Below are 20,583 nucleotides of genomic sequence, written 5' to 3'. Positions count from 1 at the left end.
CAGGCCGACCTGGTGAAATCAAGGCCTGCCTGACGGCAGGCCGCTACCGGCCCGAACACAAAAAATCTGACAGTCCCGCCCGGTCAATCGGGAGCAAGCTCTCACGCCACGTCAAGCAAGCCAAGCAGTTTCGGCGCGATTCTCCACCGCATGTCACCAACCCGTGACAATTTGGTCTACCGTCTCTCTAGCAGACCCCCACCTCTGCCGATAGCTAAAGACATACCCTCGAAAAGGAGTAGCACCCATGCCACGGTTTTTCGCCGATCTGGGCTTCCGCTGGAAAATCACCTTGCCCGTTGCGTTCCTGGCGTTGCTGCTGGTGTTGATGGGATGGTCGGGCATGCGGGGCATCGGGCAAGTGACGGAGTCGAGTACGCAGTTGACCAACCGTTATCTGCCGGCGATCAGCTTGTTGCTCAATGCCGACCGGGATCTCTACCAGGCTTTCGTTGCCGAACGCAGCCTGCTGGGCGGCGGCGTGGGGAATCATTTGGAAGCGTTGCGCGCCAGTCATGGGGAAAACCTGAAGCAGGCTTATGATCGCGTGCAGAAATATGCCGCGATGCACCCGAGCGCCGAAGCCTTGGCGTTGGTCAGTCAGTTCAATGATCGTTTTGCACAGTGGTCGCAGGTTTCGCGGCAGGTGGTCGAGCAGGCCGTGAGTAATCCGCAGGCCGCCAGTGCGCTGAGTTTTGGTGAGGGTGAAAGCAAGTTCGACACCATGCGCGATGCCATCGACAAGCTCGGTGAGCTGGAAGACGGCGCGGCACAGGGTGAGGGCCAGGCGGCGATCGATCATGGTGAATCAGTAGGCATGCAGCAGGGCGGCATCCTGTTGGTCGGTCTGTTGGGATGCATTCTGTTGATTGTGGCTTTGCCCATGGTCGTGCTGCGTCCCATGCGTCGATTGTTGCACCGTGTCGAGCAGATTGCCGAGGGCGGTGGTGATCTGAAGGCGCGTCTGGAGGTGCGTTCGGCGGATGAGTTGGGGCAACTTGGCAGCGCTTTCAACCGCTTTCTCGATAAGCTGCAACCGTTGATTGCCGAAGTGGGGCGGGTGACCGGGGAGGTCGATGCCGCGGCCCGCGCCATGGCGAATATGGCCGCGACCAATGATCAGTTGATCAGCAGCGAGCATGCCGCGCTCGACCAGGTCAGTACGGCGGCGACGCAGATGAGTGCTGCGGTGCATGAGGTGGCGCACAGTGCCGTCAGCGCTTCGGACGCCGCGCAGCAGGCCAGTGGCCAGTCCCGCGATGGCGCCGAGGTGGTTAGCAGCACTATCGAGTCCATTCGCCAACTGGCCCAGGAAGTGGAAAGTGCCTCCGGAACGATCGAGGCCTTGGCCCAGGAGACCTCCAGTATCGGTGCGGTGCTGGAGGTGATCCGGGGCATCGCCGAACAGACCAACCTGCTGGCATTGAATGCCGCCATCGAGGCCGCGCGGGCCGGCGAACAGGGCCGTGGTTTCGCCGTGGTGGCCGATGAAGTCAGGGCCCTGGCGGCGCGGACGCAGGATTCGACCAAGGACATCCAGGTCCGCATCGAGCGCTTGCAGGCCGGCGTCGCCAAGGCCGTGCAGGCCATGCAGGTTGGCAGCAGCAAAGCCCGCGACAGTGTCGAGCGCGCGGCGGGCGTCGATCAGGTGCTCAGCGGCACCAGTGGTTCGATACAGCGTATCAACGACATGGCTGCGCAAATTGCCAACGCGTGCGAAGAGCAGAGCAGTGTCACCGAGGAAATCGCTCGCAACATTTCCGACATCCGCGACCTGTCCAACGAAGCGGCAGAGAATTCCGCCCAGAGCATGCATGCCAGCCAGCAGTTGTCGAGCCTGTCGAGGAGCCTGGCGGAACTGACGGGCCGCTTCCGGACCTGAGAACGGTGCGCTCGTGTCCACCCAAGATAGCCTGCGGGCCCTGCATCAGGACGGTTTCGTCCTGGTGCCTGGGGTGTTGGATGCCGTGCGAATTGCCGCTCTGCGTCATGCCATCGACCAGTTGAAGCCCCAGCATTGGGACTACAGCGGGCTCATCGATCATTACAAGTGTGTGTTCAATCGTGATCCGTTCTGGCTGCCATTTTTGGACGTGGAAGGGGTGGTCGAGCTGGCCGAAGCCGCGTTGGGAGAGGACTGTCACATCATTGGGCAGACCGCCTGGCGCTGCCATCCCGGCTACGTCGCACCGCCGTTGCATCTGGACTATCTGCCGATGCCATTGCCGCCTGGGCTGTTGGCCGATTCGGCCTTTGAACTTCCGATGCACGTTTTTACCGCGCAATTCTACCTGGATGACATCGACGCCGACTTGAGCCCGACCCGGGTCATCCCTGGCAGTCATCGGGCAGGGCGGACGCCCATTGCCGGTGAGACACAATGGCAGGGGCGTACGGCCCAACCGATCTTGTGCCGTGCGGGTGACGTGCTGATCCTGCGCAGCGAGTTATGGCATGCCGGCAGCGACAACCGGACCGCCGACCGCACGCGGTATCTGCTCCAGGTGCATTATGGCCGGCGGATGGTCGCGCAGAAGTTCTCGCCTTATCTGCACTGGCAGTTCAACCCTGTTGTCCTGGCTGCCGCGACACCTCGTCAGCGGCGGTTGTTGGGGGATCACCAGGAAGCGGAATACGATTGAGCTTGGCTCAGTCAGGTCCTTGAGCGGATCGAGGGGGCCATGCTGCTCAAGGACCGGCGAGTCGCGGCGGCGCTGTTCAGATCTCCTTCACAGGCGTCTCGCCGTGGGCGCTCTTGATCAGTTGGATAACGTGAAGGCAGTCGGACTTGTTCACGTAGGATTCGCCACTGGCGATCGTTTCGTGGTTGCCTGCCCGCAGGCGCCAGCGCCATTGGCCTTTTCCGCTGCTGTGGGTGCCTCGGGTCTGTCGATAGATTTCAAAGTACATCGGGTTCGCTCCCTGCGATTCATTCAATCAAGACATGCGTTGGACATGTGGCCGCAAGCCTAGCCAAGCTGATGGTTTTGGCTACGAAAAATTCGTTTCTATTGATGATCGAGCGGCGCTGATACGGTTCACTGTTCCTACAGACGCTTGGACTTTTTGCGCATAGACGCAGGGCCTGCGTTGTTTCTACACTGGGCCCCGTTCAGCGACCGGGGGCAATGGATGAACCGCAACGAATTGCGCAAGGCCGACATCAACCTGATGGTGGTGTTCGAAACGCTGATGCTCGAGCGAAACGTGACACGGGTGGCGGAAAAGTTGTTCCTGGGCCAGCCGACCATCAGTTCGGCCCTCAATCGATTGCGCAAGATGTTCAACGATCCGCTGTTCATTCGCGTCGGCCATCGCATGGAGCCGACGGCCCGGGCCGAGGAGATCATCCGGCATTTATCGCCGGCGCTGGATTCGCTGTCGGTGGCCCTGAGCCTGACCCATGATTTTGACCCCTTCAGCAGCACCATGACCTTTCGCATCGGTCTGTCGGACGATGTCGAGTTCGGCTTGCTGCCGCCCCTGTTGGGCAGCCTGCGCCAGGAAGCGCCGAACATCGTGTTCGTGGTCCAGCATGTCGATTACTGGCGCATTCCCGATCTGTTGGCGTCGGGGGATATCACCGTGGGCATCAGCCAGACCCGGGGGTTGCCGGCCAACGCCAAGCGCAAACTGTTGCGCCATATCCAGCCCCGCGTGTTGCGCGCCGATGCGTCGGACAGGCCGTTGACCCTGGATGAATACTGCGCAAGGCCCCATGTGCTGGTGTCCCATACCGCCAACGTCGCCGGGCTCGCTGACGAATGGCTGGCCGAAATGGGGCGAACGCGCCAGGTGGTGCTGTCCGTGCCGCAATACAGCGCGTTACCGGCATTGCTGGCCGGCACGGACCTGATCGCCAGCTTGCCGGACTATACCGCCAGTGCCATGGCGGCCTCGGGCCAGCTGTTCAGCGAGCCTTTTCCCTTCAAGACACCGACGCTGGATCTGTCCATGGTCTGGTTGAGCCATGTCGACAGCGACCCGGCCGAGCGCTGGTTGCGGTCCCGGCTGGAGGCGTTCATGGGGGAGCGCGGGGCTCTGTAGCGCGCCTTGAAAACAAATCTGCCTGAAACGGGAAAGTCGGGGTATGGTTGCCACCGCTGAAACCACATTGTCGTATTTCGAATGGGAGTCGAACACATGCCGCATCTGCACATGGAGTACACCGCCAATCTGCCTGGGCTCAATGCCGATGTCGCGTTGCTGCGCCTGAACAATGCGCTGGTGGCGTCCGGTCAGTTCGCCGATGAGTTGGACATCAAGAGCCGCGCCGTGAAAGTCGAGACTTTCCGGGTAGGCACAGGTTTGGGCGAGCGTGGTTTCGTGCACGTCAAGCTGGCCTTGCTCAGCGGACGTTCGCCGGAAATCAAGAAGCAATTGGCCGACAGCCTGCTGGCCGTGCTTCAGGAACTGGGCCCATGGCCGGCTGAGGTCAGCGTGCAGCTGTGCGTAGAACTCCTCGACATCGATCGGGGCCCTTACGCCAAGGCGCTGATCGGCCAGTAACGGTCAGGCGTCTCGCCCGGCGCAGGCCTTGATGATCTGTTCGCGCAACCAGGCATTGGCGCTGTCCTGCTCGGCCGCCTGGCTCCATTGCATGTCCAGGGTAAAACCCGGCAGGCCCTTGGGCGCTTCGTGGTGGTTGAAGGTCGCCTCGCTGGCCAGCAGTTTCTGGATGCGCCGGGGCAGGGTCAGGATGAAGTCGGTGCCGGTGATCATCTTCAGTGCCGCGCCGTAGCTGTTGGCCCGGGCGGCGATCTGGCGCTGGAGGGCCTGCTGTGACAGCCAGCCATCCACCATGTTGAGGGTAGAGCTCCAAGGCGTAGGGAAAACGTGGCGGCGCTGGATGAACGACTCAAGGCTCAACCGCGGTTCCAGCGGCGTCGCCCGTTTGTCCACGACACAAACCAGGTCTTCTTCCAGCAGCGACCGGGATTTCAGATCGGCGTGGTTGCTGTGGAAGTTCGGACCGAAGCAGATCACCAGGTCCAGGCTGCCGTCGCGCAGTTGTTCGGCGGGGATGTCCGCTTCGAGCTTGCGTACGTTCACCACCACCGGCAGGTCGGCGTAGTCGAAGCTTTGCAGTAGGGTCGGCAGGATCAGGTGTTCGAAGTATTCCGGTGCGCAAATGTCGAACGTGACGGCCTGGCGGCTCGGGTCGAAAGCGGGCGTGCTGGCATGGCACAGGTTGATGCTCTGCAGGATGCTACGGACATGCTCGTACATGCCCTGGGCCTTGTAGGTGGGGCGCATGCCGGTGCGGGTGTTGATGAACAGTTCGTCTTCGAAACAGGTCCGCAGTTTCTTCAAGCAGTAGCTGACGGTGGACTGGCTCACACACAGCGCTTCGGACACGCCGGTGACGCTGTTTTGTTCGTACACGGCGCTGAACACCATGAGGTCTTGCATGTCGAGCTTTCTAAGGGCATTGCTGTTTAGCATCCGTTCTGTCTCTTGCTGTGCTCCATGCGCGGAGGCGGATAATGTAGCGAACGCGCCTGTCGATCAACGCTTGATTCAATCAGCCATTGTTTAGCGCGCGCTGATCCATGGGTTATCAAATCGAGGTTTAACGACTCGGAGCGTCGTGGGACGCTCCCAAGTGTATTTTCTTTTGTGATGCGCTCATGGACGGTTGGCCGCTGGCATTGCAGTACCCGTCGTCTACCGCACCCGGTCCGGTCGGTAGCTTCATGCGCGTCATCCCTCCTTCGCTCTGGACATTGCCGTGCGAACTGGCGTTCTGGGCGCTCTGGCATTGCCGCCATGCGCGACCTCCAGATAGCTGTATTTTCTGTTGAGTTTTCCAGAGTGTTTGTCGACGACGAACACTGGCTGACGGCGTCTTTTCGTCCGTCCTACAAGGAAATACGAGTGTTCCCATGGACCTTGCCAAAATCTCTTTCGCGCCCGTGGAACAAGCCCGGGCGTTCCTGGAACAGAACCCCGATATCGATCTGTTCGAGTTGTTTATTCTCGACAACAATGGCGTCCCTCGGGGCAAGTTGTTGCATCGCGACGAATTGCTGGCGGTCTACGAAAGTGGCCGACCCTTGCCCAGCACCATCCTCGGCCTGACCCTCAATGGCGAAGACGTGGAAAATTCCGGCCTGGTGTGGGAGGTCGGTGACATCGATTGCCGTGCCTATCCCATCGCTGACAGCTTGCAACGCCTGCCGTGGCGGTTGATTCCCACGGCTGCCTTGCAGGTCAGCATGCACCCGCAAGAAGGCCTGCCGGCGGCCGTCGCCGATCCGCGTCATTTGCTCGGCCGGGTGATCGCAGCGCTGCAAGCGGATGGCTATTACCCGGTGATGGCGGCGGAGCTGGAGTTTTATCTGCTGGACGCGCAGCGCGATAGCCTAGGCCGGCCACAGCCGGCGCGGGACGCCGATGGTGGGCGACCGCACGCTACTCAGGTCTATGGTTTGCGTGAACTGGAGCAGATCGAACCGTTCCTGGCCGACCTGTACGCTGCGTGCAAGCTGCAGGGCCTGCCGGCCCGCACCGCCATTTCCGAATACGCACCGGGGCAAGTGGAGATCACCCTCGAGCACCGCAGCGATGCCTTGCAGGCCATGGATGAAGCAGTGCGCTACAAACGATTGGTCAAGGGCGTGGCACACAAGCATGGCATGACGGCGTGTTTCATGGCCAAGCCGTTCGATCACCTGTCCGGATCCGGCCTGCACATGCATGTCAGCCTGGCGGATGCGCAGGGCAACAACCTGTTCGCCAGCGAAGCCGCCGATGGCACGCCGCTGTTGCGCCAGGCCGTGGGCGGGATGCTCGACACCCTGCTCGATGCGCTGCTGATGTTCTGCCCGAACGCCAATTCCTACCGGCGCTTTCAAAGCAACAGCTACGCACCGCTGGCGGCGACCTGGGGTGTGGACAACCGTACCGTGAGCCTGAGGGTGCCGGGTGGCCCGGCCTCGTCACGGCACATCGAACATCGCATTTGCGGCGCCGACGCCAACCCGTACCTGGCTGCGGCGGCGATACTGGCCGGCATCCATCGCGGCATCCGTGAGCAGCGTGACCCCGGACCGCCTGTCGAGGGCAATGGCTATGCCCAGGCGAGCGCATTGTTACCGACCGATTGGCTGACCACCCTGCGTGCCCTCGAAGCCTCGACCTGGGCACGGGAAGCCTTTGGCGAGGAGTTCCTGGGTGTCTACCTGGCGGTCAAGCGCGCCGAATATCGTCAATTCATGGGGGAGGTCGGGGAGCAGGATTGGCGCTGGTATCTGCATCAGGCCTGATGCGATTGAAAGCCACACGCTGGCGACTCGTTCCAGCGTGTGGCCTGCCCCTTAAATAATATTTTAATAGCAACTTTTTCACGAAAAATTGATGGTGGGCTGTCTAGTGTCCTGTATCACAAATACTGTTCCTTTTTGACGGTGTCTGTTGTCGCCATGCTGCGTTGCCGCTCCTCGCCATAGCGGGCTATGACTCGTCGCGGCGCCTTGCCTGACGACAACAGCCACTCGTAAAAAAGGAACGTATTTGCGAAACAGGACACTAGAGTCCGTGCTGCCGTGGGACATGAAATTTCCCTCTCTTCTTGTGGCATTTCTTTTTAAAAGAGCAACTTTCAGGAATCCGCCAACCATTATGCTGACTATCAAAGCCGTGCGCCCGGAGTGGGTGACACTGGTCGCCAGTGCCTTTTTTTTAGTGGGCTTCAACGTTGTACTGTGGCAGCACTTGCTCACTATCACGGCGGCTGACGGTCGGGGTGTGTTGTTGAGCCTGGCTTTCGGTCTGATGATTTTCTGCGCGTTCAACCTGGTGTTGACGCTGGTGGCCTTCCGTCCGTTACTCAAACCTCTGTTGATGTTGCTGTTTCTGATCAGCGCCGGCGTGGCGTATTTCATGTCCCAGTATGGCGTGCTGATCGATGCCGGCATGTTTCGCAACTTCGCTGAAACTAACGCAACGGAAGTTCGCGACCTGTTGTCGCTGAAGTTATTTGCCTACCTTGGTTTGCTAGGCGTATTGCCGTCCTGGTTATTGTTCAAGACGCCCATCAACTACCGTCGCTGGCCCAAGGAGCTGTTAAGTAAATTGATGGTTGGCGTCGCCTCGGCGGCGGTCATTGGCGTCGTCGCGTTGGTCAACTATCAAGGGTTGGCCTCACTGTTTCGCAACCATCATGAACTGCGCCTGATGGTCGTGCCGAGCAACTATATCGGTGCTTCGTTCGGCTACTTGCGCGAGCAGGTGGCCTCGGCCAAGCAACCGTTCATCGCGCTGGGCGAAGATGCGAGTCGTAACCCGGCCTGGCAAACCCACGCCCGCAAGTCCCTGACCGTGCTGGTGGTGGGGGAGAGCGCCCGGGCCGAGAACTTCGGCATCCTGGGCTATAACCGCGATACCACGCCGCAATTGAATAAAGAGGCTGGCCTGATCGCCTTCACCGACGTGCATTCCTGCGGAACCGAAACAGCGGTATCGGTGCCCTGCATGTTCTCCAACATGGGCCGCAAGAACTATGACGCCAGTAAGGCCAAGAATGAAGAAGGCCTGCTGGATGTGCTCAAGCGCGCCGGACTGGAGGTGATCTGGCGTGACAATCAGTCTGGCTGCAAGGGCACGTGTGATCGGGTCACCCTGCAGGACGTGAGCAACCTCAAGGATCCGGCCCTGTGCGCCAACAGCGAGTGCCGCGACGAAATCCTGCTCCAGGGGCTGCAGCATTTCATCGACACCCTCGACAAGGATACGGTGTTGGTGCTGCACCAGATGGGCAGTCACGGGCCGGAGTACTACAAGCGCTACCCCAAGGAATACGAGCATTTCACCCCGGTGTGTGAAAGCAACGCGCTGAACAATTGCAGCCGCGAGAGCATCGTCAACGGCTACGACAACACGCTGGTGTACACCGATCATGTGCTGTCGACCCTGATCGATCTGCTGCGGGCCAACCAGGACAAGGTCGACACGGCCATGCTGTATCTGTCGGATCACGGCGAGTCCCTGGGGGAATACAACCTGTTTCTCCATGGCACGCCGTACATGCTGGCCCCGGAGCAACAAAAGCACGTGGCGATGCTGGCGTGGTTTTCCGATAGCTATCAGAAGTCCTTCGCGGTCGACACCCATTGCTTGCAATTGAGCCGGGAAAAGCCTTTGAGCCAGGACAACCTGTTTCACTCGATGCTCGGGCTGCTGGAGGTCAACAGCAAGGTCTACAACCCGGACCTGGACATGTTTTCCGGTTGTCGCGGCGCGGTGGTCGACGGCGTGTTGGCCCGTCAATGATCACCTGCACCTTTTTTTCACGCGCCGCCGGTTAATCTGTCATCCATTTCCCACTTTCAAGAGCTGTTCGTATGTCCGGCTTAACCCCTTCCAATGTCGAGCTCGAGTTTGCCAGGCATCTGGACCAGGAGCATGCGCAAGTCTGCTGCCAGCCGGCGCCTCGACGGCTGCGCTTTACGTTCTGGCGTGACGAGCACATGGTCCGCAACGCCTTGAAAGTGGCCGGCGAGCCGGGGCTGGTGCTGGATGTGGCGTGCGGGGCAGGGCGGTTCTGGCCGGTGCTGGCCGAACACGCCAACCGAGTGATCCTGGCGGCGGACCCGTCGCCCGACATGCTCGAGCATGCGCTGACCCACCATGGCGGCGCGGTGCTCAAGCGGGTCAAGACGTTTCCCAGTTCCGCCTTCACCATCGGCCTGTCGGCCAACGCGGTGGATTGTATTTTTTGTCTGCAACTGTTTCGGCACGTCAGCGCCAGCGAGCTCCGCCTGGCGTTGCTGCGCGAATTTCATCGGGTCAGCCGCGACACGGTCATCGTCTCGGTGCAGTTGGAGACCCGCCTTAAAATCGGCCAGCCGCCACGAGGCAGCCTGGTCGGCAAGGCGGATGTCGAAGCCGAGTTTCGCCAGGCGGGTTTCAGTGTGTTGTGGCATCAGGATTTCCTGCCCGGCTTTGTGCTGACGCGGGTTTATGTATTGCGTAAGAAGAACTAATTCCTGATGTAGGACTATTCTGGCATCTGCGCAGGCGATTTCTCTCAGGCTCTTGCTTTACGGATGCTCGCAATCGCCGGCGGCGATATACTGCGCGCCATTCTTCAAGGGAGAGCCGTGTGGCCATCGATATTCACTGGGTTCGCGACAACGATAGCCTCGGTCAGCTTTGCACCGAATGGCAGCAGTTGCCATTCGTTGCCCTCGACACCGAATTCATGCGGGTCGATACCTTCTACCCCATCGCCGGTTTGCTGCAGATCGGTGACGGCAAGCGTGCCTATCTGATCGACCCCTTGACCATCGACGACTGGCAACCGTTGGCCGCCCTGTTGGAAAACCCGGCGGTGCTCAAGGTGCTGCATGCCTGCAGTGAAGACCTTGAAGTGTTGCTGCGACTGACGGGCAGCCTGCCTTCGCCGTTGTTCGATACCCAATTGGCAGCCGCTTACCTGAACCTGGGTTTCTCCATGGGTTACTCACGGCTGGTGCAGGAAGTGCTGGGGATCGAACTGCCCAAGGGCGAGACACGTTCCGATTGGTTGCAGCGGCCATTATCCGAGACCCAGATCAGCTACGCCGCCGAAGATGCGGTGCACCTGGCGGAGGTTTTCATACAACTGCGCCCGAAGCTTTCTGATGAAAAATTCGCCTGGGTCCTGGAGGACGGCGCCGAGTTGGTGAGCAACCTGCGCCGCGAAGTCGATCCGTATGAGGTGTATCGCGAAGCCAAGCTGGCCTGGAAGTTGTCCCGTGCCCAGTTGGCCGTACTGCGCGAGCTGTGCGCCTGGCGTGAGCGGGAGGCGCGGGCCCGTGACCTGCCGCGCAACCGCATTATCCGCGAGCATTCGCTGTGGCCCCTGGCCCGCACGCAACCGGATAACCTCGGCGCGCTGGCGAAAATCGAAGACATGCACCCACGCACCGTGCGCCAGGACGGCCAGTTTCTGCTAGACCTGATCCAACGCGCCGCCAGTATCCCACCCGAGCAATGGCCGCCGGCCGTGGCCGAGCCACTGCCCATCGAGGCCTCGGCGCTGGTCAAGCGCCTGCGGGCGTTGGGGCAGGCTGAGGCCGAGCGCCTGGGAATCGCCCCGGAGCTGATGCTGCGCAAGAAAACCCTCGAGGCGCTGATCAAGAGCGGCTTTCCCGAGGGGCCCTACCAATTGCCCGATTCGCTGCGTGGCTGGCGCCGCGAGTTGATGGGCCAGGCATTGCTCGACAGCCTGGCCTCTGCCGGAGAACAGCCTTGAAACGTATCTGCTCCATCTATCGAAGCTCGAAGAAAAACGAAATGTACTTGTATGTGCTCAAGAGCGAGGCGCTGGCCCGCGTGCCTGAGCCATTGCTGGCGGCCTTTGGCAAGGCGACCCACGTCTTCGACCTGGTGCTGAGCCCGGAGCGGCAACTGTCCCGGGAAGACATCAACAAGGTGCTGGAAAACCTCGACACCCAGGGCTATCACCTGCAAATGCCGCCCGCCGAAGACGAATACATCGAGCATCTGCCCGAAGAGTTGCTGCGACGCAACGACCCGGTTTGACGAATGCTCCGGGGCGCCCGTCCTGGGCCCCCTGTAACACTGGATTTTGTTGATGATGACCGCACGGATGGAGCGATACTCTGTCGGCGGTCGTCTGCACTGTTTTTGAAAGGTTGATTCATGCGCGTTCTGATTGCCGAACACAGCCACGCGGTCTATGCCAAGCTGCTGCGCCAGGCTGCCCCCGATATTGAAGTGCTGACCAGCGGCGATTCCGCCGAACTGTCGCGACTGGCCACGGATTGCCCGGTCTGGCTCGGCCAACCCGACCTGCTTGCCACCCTGTTGCGCCAGGGGCATCAACCCCGCTGGCTGCAATCGACCTGGGCGGGCATCACGCCGTTGCTGGCCGAGGGCCTGACCCGCGACTACCGCCTGACCCGTGCAGTGGGCATTTTTGGCCAGGTCATGGCCGAGTACGTGCTCACCTACATGCTGGGCCATGAGCGCGAGGTGTTGGCGCGCTTGGTCAGCCAGGTCGAGCGCAAGTGGGATAACCGCCAGGGACAAGGCCTGGCGGGGCGTAAGGTGCTGATCGTCGGGACCGGTGATATCGGCCAGCGTGTGGCGCAGTTCCTGGTGCCGTTTGGTGTGGAACTCTATGGCATCGCCAGCGAAGCCCGGGCATTGCCGTCCTTTGTAGAGGTCGGGACGCTGGAGGACCTGCCGCGCCTGGTCGGTGAAGTGGACTACGTCATCAACCTGTTGCCCAACACCCCTCGCACCCATGACTTGTACGACGCGGCGCTGTTCAAGCAATTCAAGCCGACCGGGCTGTTCATCAATGTCGGGCGCGGCGTGGCCGTGGTCGATGCGGACCTGGTGCAAGCCTTGAAGGACGGGCACCTGGCCGGCGCGGTGATCGATGTTTGCCGCCAAGAGCCCTTGCCGCAGCGCCATCCCTTCTGGACGGCCTGGGGCCTGCTGCTGACCGGGCACAGCTCGGCACCGACGTCGCCGCCGATGATGGCGCAGTTGTTCCTGGAAAACCTGCGGGCTTACCAGGCTGGCGAAGCGCTGCGCGGGGAAGTGGATTTTGCCCGAGGCTATTGAGGCCCGTGCAAAACAGTAGTGGGAGCGCATGCCGATCTACGATCCTACCGACAGTCGCCAGTGCTTGGCCTGGAGCGGCCCCAGCACTAGACTGTCGGCCTTTTCACCACGTGATGTAGATGCTTGAGCCATGGCCGCCAAAGTCGAACCGTTCTGGATACGCAAAACCCTCGATCAGCTCGACCCGCAGGAATGGGAATCGCTGTGCGACGGCTGTGGCCTGTGCTGCCTGCAAAAACTCGAGGACGAAGACGATAACAGCGTCTACTACACGCGCATCGCCTGCAAACTGCTGGACTTGAAGACCTGCCAGTGCACCAATTATCCCCGGCGTAGCGAGTTTGTCCCCGATTGCATCCAACTCACCCCGGGCAAGGCCGATGAGTTCAAATGGCTGCCGCCGACCTGCGGCTATCGGCTGGTCAGCGAGGGCAAGGACTTGCCGTTGTGGCACCACTTGGTTTGCGGTGACCGCGATGCGGTACACCACGAACGCATTTCCCAGTCCGGGCGCATGCTGGCCGAGGGCAGCGTGCCGGAAGAGGATTGGGAAGACCATCTGATTTTCCGCGCAGGCTGAACCGCCGGGCGCCGCACCACCAGGGAGAACCCATGGCGGCAGGATTGAAACGGATGCTGGCGGCCGGGCTGCTCGCGGTGTGCGGGCCGTTGTGGGCAGCGCAGAAAGTCGATCTGGATTATCACGTGCACCTGTTGCCGCAGAGCGACCAGGCCGAGGTGCGTCTGACCCTGGCTCGGGGTTCGGCGGTGCGCAGCCTGGATTTCGACCTTGGCGACGGCAGCCGCTACAGCGACTTCAAGGCGGACGGCCAGTGGCAGCTCACGCCGGGTAAGGCGATGCGAGGGGTATGGCGTCCGGCGGCCGACAAGGCGAGCCTGAGTTACCGCGTGCACATCAGCCACGCCCGCAAGAAGGGCGCATTCGAGACCCGCATGACCCCGGGCTGGGCCTTGTTCAACGGCAATGACCTGGTGCCGTCGGCCCGGCTCGACCAGCAGGACGGCGTCGAACTGGTGGCCCGCCTGGACATCGAGTTGCCCGATGGCTGGAAAAGCGTCGAAACCGCCTGGCCACGCATCGGTAAGCAACGTTTTCGCATCGACAACCCCGCGCGTCTGTTTGACCGCCCGACGGGCTGGATCCTCGCCGGCAAGCTCGGCAGCCGCCGCACGCGCCTGGGGGAGACCGAGGTGACAGTCGCCTCGCCCCAAGGCCAGGGCATGCGGCGGATGGATGTGCTGACGCTGCTGACGTTCGTCTGGCCGCAGGTGCAGGCGCTGGTGCCGCGTCATCCGGCCAAGCTGTTGGTGGTGGGTGCCGGCGATCCGATGTGGCGGGGCGTCCAGGCCGGTCATGAGTCGATTTACCTGCACAGCCGTGCGCCGCTGGTCAGCGAGCGCGGTTCGAGCCCATTGTTGCGCGAATTGGTGCAGGTTTTGGCGCGGGTCCATGACCGTGAGCGCAGTGACTGGATCAGCGAGGGGCTGGCCGAGTACTACGCCGTCGAACTGCTGCGCCGCGCCGGTGGCATGAGTGACGAACGCTACCAGGCCTACAACGACCGTCTCGCCAAGGACAGCCAGGGCGTGACGACGTTGCGCGCCACGCAGGCCAGCCCTGCCATGGTGGCCAAGGCGGTGTTGCTGTTGCAGGAACTGGATCGTGAGATCCGCCTGAAAACCCGCAACAAGCGCTCCCTCGATGATGTGCTGCAAGGGGCGATGCGCTTGGAGACGGTGGATACCCAGGCGTTTGTGCAGCTCAGTGAAAGTGTCCTGGGTGGGAGTTCGACTGTGCTGAATAGCCGGTTACTTCAGTAATACTGCCATCGCGGGCAAGCCTTGCGCCCACAGGATCGAGTCGTACCTCCAGTGAAGACTCAGTATGGACGCAAGGCTTGCCCGCGATGAGGCCATCAACCCCATCGCAAAAAATCAAAGCCCAACCTTGGGTGAATTCAGCGAATCATTCCCCGTCACCGTAGCCGTGCCCGTCGCCGCCTCGGCATTGGCTTTCATCCGGCTCAGTTCGTCACCGGCCTGTTCGATCCGCGCGCGGGCGGCGCTGAGGTTCTGGCGATTCTTTTCCAGCAGGGTCTTGGCCGAGCAGTGCCCGGTGATGCCCCGGGCGAGCGCCAGGCCACCTACGGCCAGTTGCGCCAGGCCGATCACACCGCCTCGGCGCAAGCCTTTGCCCATCATCAACACACCGCCCGCCAATGAGCCAATGCGTTCCCAACCGTGTACGTTCTGCGGTGGATGCGATTGGAAAGGCGTTTCGATCGGCTCGAACGGATTGTTATCGCGCATGATCTGTCTCCAGGGTGAGAAGGGGTATAAAGCTGACTGCCGGAGCGCTGGCCGCGTTCCATCGGATTTCGCGCCATTCAGCGAAATTGCGGCCCCGAGCGGGTGTTGTTGCCCTTGGCCATGCGGTCGTACAGCACGACGTTGACCGTTGCCGCCAGGTTCATGCAGCCGGTGGTGGGGATGTAGACCACGTCCTCGCACCAGTCGCGAATGTCTTTATCCAGCGAACCGTCTTCGGGGCCGAAGATATACAGCGCCCGGTCCGGGTGGGTGTATTCCGGCAGGGGACGAGCGCCGTCCACCAGTTCCACGGCCACCGGTACGCAGCCCAGGGGCAGGATTTTCTTCAGGTCGTCGATGCCGATCAGCGGGATGTCGTAGTGGACTTTCTTGGTGTCGGTGACGAAATCGGCGGCGCGTTCATAGCGCTTGCCGGTGTAGAACACCGACGCCACGCCATAACAGCCGGCGGCACGCATGACCGAACCGACGTTTTCCGGTGACTTGGGGTTGAACAGACCGATGCAGCTGTAGCGTTTGTTGGCCACGGGCGGGATGCCTTTGGGGAAAAGGCGCGATTATACGGGGAATGCTCGGACTGAGCTCGATTCGGGTGAAGTTCTGTGGGAGCAAAGCTTGCTCCCACAGAATGGCTGGCTACTCGTCTTTCTTCATCATCCCGGCCAACGCGGCGAAGGGGTTGTGGGTTGCCTTGGCGGTTTTCGGGGTGCTCAGGGAGCCCTCGCCGAAGTACTGCTGGTCGGTGTAGCGCGAGTGTTCGTTGTCGTGGCAGTACAGGCACAGCAGCTCCCAGTTGGAGCCGTCCTGCGGGTTGTTGTCATGGTTGTGGTCGCGGTGGTGCACGGTCAGTTCGCTCAGGCGCTTGCCGGAGAATTCACGGGCGCAGCGGCCGCAGACGTGGGGGTACATTTTCAGGGCTTTGTCGCGGTAGCCCATCTCCCGGTCACGCTGGGCGTCGGCGAGGATGCGGTCCAGCTTGGCGGTGTTGGACGGTGGCGTTGACGAACTCATGGGTTCACCTTTGTAGAAAAGACGGATGACGGTTGGACAAAGTTTAGCTCAGCCCTTGCACGGGAGGGCAAACCGGCGCGTCAGGGACTAGCCTGAAAGCAGACGATAGCCGTGGAGCCATTGATGAAGTGCGTCATTCTACCGGCCATAGCGCTGGCGATGCTCTCGATGAGTTGCGCGCAGGCCCAGCAACCGACGATCCCGGTCAACCCGCCGAGCATTCCCGGGTCACCCGGCACCCCCACCCCCATGCCGTACCCGCCGGTCGCGCCAGGAGCCGTGCCCAAGCCCGGGCCGGAGAGCAACGGGCCGCCGTTGCTGCCGCCGATCGAAATGCCCAGGCCGCCCAAGGACCAGCCGATACCGGGTATGGAGTCGCAGGTGCCCAGGGCCAAGTCACCGGGCGGGTAGACAGGGTTTGTATTTCAACGGTCAGAAGCTGGCTAGACCTGCTGCGACAACAACTGCCCATCCGCCATGCGCAAGCGCTTGGACAGCGAGACGGCGAGGGCGCGGATGATCTTGGCGGCGACCTTGGGGGCGTCGTTGAGCATCTTTTCCAGCGAGTCCTTGCCCAGGTTCAGCAACTGGCAGTCGCTGGCGGCGATGCAACTGGCCGAGCGCCGTTCGCCGTCGAGCACGGCCATTTCACCGAACGCCCGGCCGCTGCGCAGGGTGGCGATGGTCACGGGTTGGCCATCGGGACCGGTTTTCTGCACGGCCACCTGGCCGGTGTGGATGATGCACATGAAGCTGCCGGCATCGCCCTCATGGAAAATCGTCTCGCCCTGGGCGATGGCACTGATGCTGAAATAACCCGACGCCGCCGCGAAGTCGACAGGCAGCAGTTGGTCGAACAGTCCACAGTCCATCAGCCAGTCGCGGATTTCTTTGTTCAGTAAGGTCGGTTCTGGCATGTCGTCACGGTCTTTTTCTTGTGTTTGTTGCGGTTTCAGTTGGGTTCTGGTGTAGGAAAACTCCCAGGATAGGCTCTTGTGGGAGCAAGGCTTGCCCGCGATAGCATCAGCTGGGTCTTATAGGCAGACCGAGCCGCCTGTATCGCGGGCAAGCCTTGCTTCCACAGAATTGTGCCTCCACAAAATCTTGCTCTCACATTGGAGCCGGGATTGCATCAGAGCCTACGCCCCAGCTAAGACCCGGCCATCGCGCAGAGTTCCTCAAGCCGCCCCCAAAACCTTCAAGACAAATGCATATTCGAGCGCTACGTCACGCAATCCCTGGTAACGCCCGCTCATGCCGCCGTGTCCGGCGCCCAGTTCGGTCTTGAGCAGCAAGGGGTTGTCGTCGGTCCTGGTGGCGCGCAGTTTCGCCACCCACTTGGCCGCTTCCCAGTACTGCACGCGGCTGTCGTTGTAGCCGGCGATCACCAGCATCGCCGGATAGGCCTGGGCACGCACGTTTTCGTAAGGGGCGTAGGCCCGGATCCGATCATAGACGTCTGGCTCCTCGGGGTTGCCCCATTCATCGTATTCGGTGACGGTCAATGGCAGGTCCGGATCGAGCATGGTGTTGAGCACGTCGACGAACGGCACTTCGGCAATCGCCACCTTGAACAGCTCCGGGCGTTGGTTGAGCACCGCACCGATCAGCAGGCCGCCAGCGCTGCCGCCACTGATCGCCAACTGGTCGGAGGTGGTGAAACCGTGGGCGATCAAATGCTCGGCGCAGGCGATGAAATCGCTGAAGGTGTTGTGCTTGTGCTCCTGTTTGCCGGCGCGGTACCAGGCTTCGCCCAGCTCACCGCCGCCGCGCACATGGGCAATGGCGAACGCCACGCCACGGTCGAGCAGGCTCAGCCGCGCATGGGAAAACCACGGGTCGAGGCTTTCGCCGTAGGCACCGTAGCCATACAGATACAGCGGCACCGGTTGGCCGAGGGCTTCGCGCTTGACCACGAGGCTGATGGGCACCTGGGTGCCGTCCGGTGCCGTCGCCCACAGCCGCTGGCTGACGTAGGCGTCGGCGTCGAACGGCCCCAGCACCGGGGTCTGCTTGAGCACCACCTGCGTGCCGCTCGCGAGGTCCAGTTGACGGATCTGCGCCGGACGGTTCAAGGCTTCATAGCGCAGGCGAATACGATCGCTGGCGAATTCCAGGCTGTTCTGCACATGCAGGCTGTAGGCCGCGTCCGGCAATTGCACCCGATACGCCGGTAGGCCCTGTGGATGAACCTCGATGATCGGCAGGCCACCTTCGCGCAGGCTCAAGGTCATGGCGCCGGCGTTCAGGCTCAGGCCGTCGATCATCACCGTGTCGCTGTGGGGAATCAGGTTCTGCCAGTCGGCCTCGGTGGGCGCGACGCCGGTGTCGGGCGCCTGATACAGGGCGAAGTTGATCCCGTCGCGGTTGCTGCGGATCAACCAGGTCCATTGCCCGTCGAGCAGGCCATGGTCAACATCGTATTCATGATTTTCGATCCGTGGCGCCAGGCAGGTGAACGGTTGCTGCGGTTGCGTGGCGTCCAGCACCCAGGTTTCGCCGGTGGTCTTGCTGCCCAGGGACAGGATCAGTTGACGTTCGGAGCTCGAGCGGTAGCAGTGCAGGAAGAATCGTCCGTCCGGCTCATGGAACACTTCTTCGGCGGCGGTGCCGTCGAGGCGATAGCGCCAGAGCTTGTGGGGGCGGTGGGTGTCGTCCAGTTCGCCAAAAAACAGCGTCAGGCTGTCATTGGCCCAGGTCATGCTGCCGTCGCACTGCTCGAACGACAGTTCGCTGACTTTGTCGTTGGACAATTCCTTCACGAACAGGGTGTAGATCTCGTCGCCCGTGGTGTCCAGGCTGTAGGCCAGGCGCTGGTGGTCGGGGCTGATGCTGAAGGCGCCCAGGGAAAAGAAGCCGCCGCCGGCCAATGCGTTCGGGTCCAGCAGCAATTGCTCGTGGCTTTCGTCGACGGTCAGGCTGTCGTCGGCCGGACGTGGGCAGCGATAGTGCCGTGGGTATTCGTCGCCGGCCGTGGTGCGCGTGTAATACAGGTACGGGCCCCAGGGGGAGGGCAGGGACAGGTCGGTTTCGAGGATCCGGCCCTTGATCTCCTGGAACAGGGTTTCGCGCAGGCCGGCCTGGTCGGCGAGTCGGGCCTGCTGGTAGTCGTTTTCCGCCTTGAGGTAATCGAGCACGGCGTCGGTGTCGCGTTCTTGCAGCCAGGCGTACGGGTCGACCCCGGCGTCCCTGCGGGCAACCGGAGCGTTGGAAACGGGGGCAGATAGGGGCATGAAAAACTCTCGGACATTGACTGGGCAGACGCCGGGGCAGCCTGGCGAGCGAAAAGCCGTTACTATAAGCGCCTCTTTGCCTGCCTTGCCATGGACACCATGACCGAGAACGACTATCTGATCGCCTGGGGCCTCTACGCCTTCGCCGCCTTGGGCTGCCTGCTGGTGTGGATGCGCCTGACCCGCTGGATGTGGCGCTGGTTGCGCGAGCCGCTGCGGCTGTTGGTGGCGGTGCTGCTGTTCAGCCCGACCGTTGTCGACCCGGTGAAGGACAAGGTGGCCCCGGCGGTGGCCATCGTCGCCCTGGACGTGCTGTTCAAGGTGGGCAACAACGTCTGGCGGGCGGCTTCGGACCTGCTCATGTACGGCATGATCGCCTTTGGGCTCTACTTGTTGCTGGTGGTGATCCGCTTTCCTATCGAGCGTGCCGCCAACGCTCGCAAGGAACGCGCCGCTGCCGCGAAAGCCGCCGCCGCGGCCGATGAGCCCGAGGACGAGCCGCCGTTCGGCGTGGCCGGGGATGACCGCTACGGTCGCCCGCCGGTGCCGAGCAACCCCCAGCGTTCGCGCATCGAACCGCGTCTGTGACCGGGCCTGCCCATTGAAGCGAGGGTTCGAGCATGTGTGAGTTACTGGGCATGAGCGCCAATGTGCCGACCGACATCGTGTTCAGCTTCACCGGGCTGATGCAGCGCGGCGGCAAGACCGGCCCGCACCGGGACGGCTGGGGCATCGCCTTCTATGAAGGCCGTGGCCTGCGCCTGTTCCAGGACCCGGCCGCCAGCAGCGAGTCGGAAGTGGCGAACCTGGTGCAGCGCTATCCGATCAAGAGCGAAGTGGTGATCGGGCATATTCGCCAGGCCAACGTCGGCAAGGTCTGCCTGTCCAACACCCACCCGTTCGTGCGGGAGTTGTGGGGGCGTAACTGGTGTTTTGCCCATAACGGCCAGCTCAAGGATTTCTATCCGACTGCAAGTTTCTACCGCCCGGTGGGCGACACCGACAGCGAAGCGGCGTTCTGCGATCTGCTCAACCGTGTGCGCCAGGCTTTCCCGGAGCCGGTGGAGGTCGAGCGGTTGTTGCCATCCCTGCTCGAGGCCTGCAGCGAATACCGCAGCCAAGGCGTGTTCAATTGTTTGCTCAGCGATGGCGATTGGCTGTTCTGCTATTGCTCGACCAAACTGGCCCAGATCACCCGTCGTGCGCCGTTCGGCCCGGCGCGGCTCAAGGACGTGGACGTGATCGTCGATTTCCAGGCAGAAACCACGCCCGACGACGTGGTCACGGTGATCGCCACCGAACCCTTGACCGAAAACGAAACCTGGACCCGCTACGAACCGGGCCAATGGAGCTTGTGGCGACGCGGTGAATGCGTCAGCCACGGCCGCACCGAATAAGGACGTCC

Annotated in this window: 22 protein-coding genes and 1 pseudogene; 16 read left to right on the top strand and 7 right to left on the bottom strand. The window is 61.9% G+C overall.

Translation table 11 applies throughout. The features are described 5' to 3' along the window. Positions 1-247: 247 nt before the first annotated feature. The 3 genes and pseudogenes from N4Q37_RS27745 to N4Q37_RS04215 all read left to right on the top strand — a co-directional run. A pseudogene (locus N4Q37_RS27745) lies at positions 248-1,024 on the top strand (MCP four helix bundle domain-containing protein); the annotation flags it as partial. A 69-nt stretch (positions 1,025-1,093) separates the two neighbouring features. Continuing rightward, positions 1,094-1,882 (top strand): methyl-accepting chemotaxis protein, encoded by a 789-nt coding sequence (locus N4Q37_RS27740; RefSeq protein WP_390897889.1) that lies wholly within the window; start codon positions 1,094-1,096, stop codon positions 1,880-1,882. Positions 1,883-1,895: 13 nt separating this feature from the next. Then, positions 1,896-2,642: a phytanoyl-CoA dioxygenase family protein gene (locus N4Q37_RS04215; RefSeq protein ID WP_260955628.1), complete on the top strand. Its 747-nt coding sequence runs from the start codon at positions 1,896-1,898 to the stop codon at positions 2,640-2,642. Between the two features lie 76 nt (positions 2,643-2,718). Here the strand turns inward: N4Q37_RS04215 and N4Q37_RS04210 are convergent, their stop codons facing one another. Next, positions 2,719-2,910, bottom strand: a complete 192-nt coding sequence (locus N4Q37_RS04210; RefSeq protein WP_260955627.1) for a YegP family protein — start codon at positions 2,908-2,910, stop codon at positions 2,719-2,721. Between the two features lie 222 nt (positions 2,911-3,132). Between N4Q37_RS04210 and N4Q37_RS04205 the strand changes: the two genes are divergently transcribed. Next, a complete protein-coding gene (locus N4Q37_RS04205) occupies positions 3,133-4,047 on the top strand; it encodes a LysR family transcriptional regulator (RefSeq protein WP_260955626.1) in 915 nt (304 codons plus the stop codon). Between the two features lie 96 nt (positions 4,048-4,143). Further along, positions 4,144-4,509 (top strand): 5-carboxymethyl-2-hydroxymuconate Delta-isomerase, encoded by a 366-nt coding sequence (locus N4Q37_RS04200; RefSeq protein ID WP_260955625.1) that lies wholly within the window; start codon positions 4,144-4,146, stop codon positions 4,507-4,509. A gap of 3 nt (positions 4,510-4,512) precedes the next feature. On the opposite strand, the gene N4Q37_RS04195 is transcribed toward N4Q37_RS04200, so the two are convergent. Further along, a complete protein-coding gene (locus N4Q37_RS04195) occupies positions 4,513-5,445 on the bottom strand; it encodes a LysR family transcriptional regulator (protein ID WP_260955624.1) in 933 nt (310 codons plus the stop codon). 440 nt (positions 5,446-5,885) lie between these two features. On the opposite strand from N4Q37_RS04195, the gene N4Q37_RS04190 reads away from it, so the two are divergent. The 8 genes from N4Q37_RS04190 (at position 5,886) to N4Q37_RS04155 (ending at position 14,424) form a co-directional block, all read left to right on the top strand. Beyond that, positions 5,886-7,268, top strand: a complete 1,383-nt coding sequence (locus N4Q37_RS04190) for a glutamine synthetase family protein (protein WP_390897887.1) — start codon at positions 5,886-5,888, stop codon at positions 7,266-7,268. A 355-nt stretch (positions 7,269-7,623) separates the two neighbouring features. Then, entirely contained in the window at positions 7,624-9,273 is a 1,650-nt protein-coding gene (locus N4Q37_RS04185) for a phosphoethanolamine transferase (RefSeq protein ID WP_260955623.1), read from the top strand. 71 nt (positions 9,274-9,344) lie between these two features. Further along, positions 9,345-9,986: a class I SAM-dependent methyltransferase gene (locus tag N4Q37_RS04180; protein ID WP_260955622.1), complete on the top strand. Its 642-nt coding sequence runs from the start codon at positions 9,345-9,347 to the stop codon at positions 9,984-9,986. 119 nt (positions 9,987-10,105) lie between these two features. Next, the gene (gene rnd / locus N4Q37_RS04175) at positions 10,106-11,239 is read left to right on the top strand and encodes a ribonuclease D (protein WP_260955621.1); all 1,134 of its coding nucleotides are present in this window, start codon (positions 10,106-10,108) and stop codon (positions 11,237-11,239) included. After that, positions 11,236-11,529, top strand: coding sequence for a YcgL domain-containing protein (locus N4Q37_RS04170; RefSeq protein WP_260955620.1), 294 nt, complete (start codon positions 11,236-11,238; stop codon positions 11,527-11,529). Before rnd ends, N4Q37_RS04170 begins: the two co-directional genes overlap by 4 nt. A 120-nt stretch (positions 11,530-11,649) precedes the next feature. After that, positions 11,650-12,582: a D-2-hydroxyacid dehydrogenase gene (locus N4Q37_RS04165; protein WP_260955619.1), complete on the top strand. Its 933-nt coding sequence runs from the start codon at positions 11,650-11,652 to the stop codon at positions 12,580-12,582. Positions 12,583-12,712: 130 nt separating this feature from the next. After that, a complete protein-coding gene (locus tag N4Q37_RS04160) occupies positions 12,713-13,162 on the top strand; it encodes a YcgN family cysteine cluster protein (protein WP_260955618.1) in 450 nt (149 codons plus the stop codon). Positions 13,163-13,194: 32 nt separating this feature from the next. Further along, positions 13,195-14,424, top strand: coding sequence for a hypothetical protein (locus N4Q37_RS04155; RefSeq protein ID WP_260955617.1), 1,230 nt, complete (start codon positions 13,195-13,197; stop codon positions 14,422-14,424). A gap of 114 nt (positions 14,425-14,538) precedes the next feature. Here the strand turns inward: N4Q37_RS04155 and N4Q37_RS04150 are convergent, their stop codons facing one another. From N4Q37_RS04150 to N4Q37_RS04140, 3 genes are all read right to left on the bottom strand, one after another. Continuing rightward, on the bottom strand, positions 14,539-14,913 hold the full coding sequence (locus N4Q37_RS04150) for a YgaP family membrane protein (RefSeq protein WP_260955616.1): 375 nt from the start codon (positions 14,911-14,913) through the stop codon (positions 14,539-14,541). A gap of 77 nt (positions 14,914-14,990) precedes the next feature. After that, positions 14,991-15,461: an RNA methyltransferase gene (locus N4Q37_RS04145; protein ID WP_003184248.1), complete on the bottom strand. Its 471-nt coding sequence runs from the start codon at positions 15,459-15,461 to the stop codon at positions 14,991-14,993. A 109-nt stretch (positions 15,462-15,570) separates the two neighbouring features. Then, the gene (locus N4Q37_RS04140) at positions 15,571-15,945 is read right to left on the bottom strand and encodes a YajD family HNH nuclease (RefSeq protein ID WP_260955615.1); all 375 of its coding nucleotides are present in this window, start codon (positions 15,943-15,945) and stop codon (positions 15,571-15,573) included. A 123-nt stretch (positions 15,946-16,068) separates the two neighbouring features. Here N4Q37_RS04140 and N4Q37_RS04135 point away from each other — a divergent pair, with 123 nt between their 5' ends. Further along, a complete protein-coding gene (locus N4Q37_RS04135) occupies positions 16,069-16,356 on the top strand; it encodes a hypothetical protein (protein WP_260955614.1) in 288 nt (95 codons plus the stop codon). A gap of 32 nt (positions 16,357-16,388) precedes the next feature. On the opposite strand, the gene N4Q37_RS04130 is transcribed toward N4Q37_RS04135, so the two are convergent. Together N4Q37_RS04130 and N4Q37_RS04125 are read right to left on the bottom strand one after the other, a co-directional pair. Beyond that, positions 16,389-16,862 carry a cyclic nucleotide-binding domain-containing protein gene (locus N4Q37_RS04130; protein ID WP_260955613.1) on the bottom strand — a complete coding sequence of 158 codons (474 nt, stop codon included), beginning with the start codon at positions 16,860-16,862 and terminating at the stop codon, positions 16,389-16,391. Positions 16,863-17,123: 261 nt separating this feature from the next. Next, complete coding sequence (locus tag N4Q37_RS04125) at positions 17,124-19,178, bottom strand: S9 family peptidase (protein WP_260955612.1); 2,055 nt, start codon at positions 19,176-19,178, stop codon at positions 17,124-17,126. Positions 19,179-19,268: 90 nt separating this feature from the next. Between N4Q37_RS04125 and N4Q37_RS04120 the strand changes: the two genes are divergently transcribed. Then, a complete protein-coding gene (locus N4Q37_RS04120) occupies positions 19,269-19,766 on the top strand; it encodes an MFS transporter (RefSeq protein ID WP_260955611.1) in 498 nt (165 codons plus the stop codon). A 32-nt stretch (positions 19,767-19,798) separates the two neighbouring features. After that, complete coding sequence (locus N4Q37_RS04115) at positions 19,799-20,575, top strand: class II glutamine amidotransferase (RefSeq protein WP_260955610.1); 777 nt, start codon at positions 19,799-19,801, stop codon at positions 20,573-20,575. Positions 20,576-20,583 lie beyond the last annotated feature (8 nt).

This window comes from Pseudomonas citri, from assembly GCF_025336485.1.
GTDB lineage: Bacteria > Pseudomonadota > Gammaproteobacteria > Pseudomonadales > Pseudomonadaceae > Aquipseudomonas > Aquipseudomonas citri.
Note: the sequence above shows the minus strand (reverse complement) of the source record. Positions and strands in the feature narration are given on the sequence as shown.

Excerpts from the sequence above, each read along its gene's own strand:
- N4Q37_RS04140 (WP_260955615.1), bottom strand. The coding sequence starts at position 15,945 with ATGAGTTCGTCAACGCCACCGTCCAACACCGCCAAGCTGGACCGCATC.
- N4Q37_RS04165 (WP_260955619.1), top strand. The coding sequence starts at position 11,650 with ATGCGCGTTCTGATTGCCGAACACAGCCACGCGGTCTATGCCAAGCTG.
- N4Q37_RS04125 (WP_260955612.1), bottom strand. The coding sequence starts at position 19,178 with ATGCCCCTATCTGCCCCCGTTTCCAACGCTCCGGTTGCCCGCAGGGAC.
- N4Q37_RS04120 (WP_260955611.1), top strand. The coding sequence starts at position 19,269 with ATGGACACCATGACCGAGAACGACTATCTGATCGCCTGGGGCCTCTAC.
- N4Q37_RS04205 (WP_260955626.1), top strand. The coding sequence starts at position 3,133 with ATGAACCGCAACGAATTGCGCAAGGCCGACATCAACCTGATGGTGGTG.
- N4Q37_RS04115 (WP_260955610.1), top strand. The coding sequence starts at position 19,799 with ATGTGTGAGTTACTGGGCATGAGCGCCAATGTGCCGACCGACATCGTG.
- N4Q37_RS04135 (WP_260955614.1), top strand. The coding sequence starts at position 16,069 with ATGAAGTGCGTCATTCTACCGGCCATAGCGCTGGCGATGCTCTCGATG.
- N4Q37_RS04200 (WP_260955625.1), top strand. The coding sequence starts at position 4,144 with ATGCCGCATCTGCACATGGAGTACACCGCCAATCTGCCTGGGCTCAAT.
- N4Q37_RS04195 (WP_260955624.1), bottom strand. The coding sequence starts at position 5,445 with ATGCTAAACAGCAATGCCCTTAGAAAGCTCGACATGCAAGACCTCATG.
- N4Q37_RS04160 (WP_260955618.1), top strand. The coding sequence starts at position 12,713 with ATGGCCGCCAAAGTCGAACCGTTCTGGATACGCAAAACCCTCGATCAG.
- N4Q37_RS04180 (WP_260955622.1), top strand. The coding sequence starts at position 9,345 with ATGTCCGGCTTAACCCCTTCCAATGTCGAGCTCGAGTTTGCCAGGCAT.
- N4Q37_RS04150 (WP_260955616.1), bottom strand. The coding sequence starts at position 14,913 with ATGCGCGATAACAATCCGTTCGAGCCGATCGAAACGCCTTTCCAATCG.
- N4Q37_RS27740 (WP_390897889.1), top strand. The coding sequence starts at position 1,094 with ATGGCGAATATGGCCGCGACCAATGATCAGTTGATCAGCAGCGAGCAT.
- N4Q37_RS04155 (WP_260955617.1), top strand. The coding sequence starts at position 13,195 with ATGGCGGCAGGATTGAAACGGATGCTGGCGGCCGGGCTGCTCGCGGTG.
- N4Q37_RS04210 (WP_260955627.1), bottom strand. The coding sequence starts at position 2,910 with ATGTACTTTGAAATCTATCGACAGACCCGAGGCACCCACAGCAGCGGA.
- N4Q37_RS04190 (WP_390897887.1), top strand. The coding sequence starts at position 5,886 with ATGGACCTTGCCAAAATCTCTTTCGCGCCCGTGGAACAAGCCCGGGCG.
- N4Q37_RS04130 (WP_260955613.1), bottom strand. The coding sequence starts at position 16,862 with ATGCCAGAACCGACCTTACTGAACAAAGAAATCCGCGACTGGCTGATG.
- N4Q37_RS04185 (WP_260955623.1), top strand. The coding sequence starts at position 7,624 with ATGCTGACTATCAAAGCCGTGCGCCCGGAGTGGGTGACACTGGTCGCC.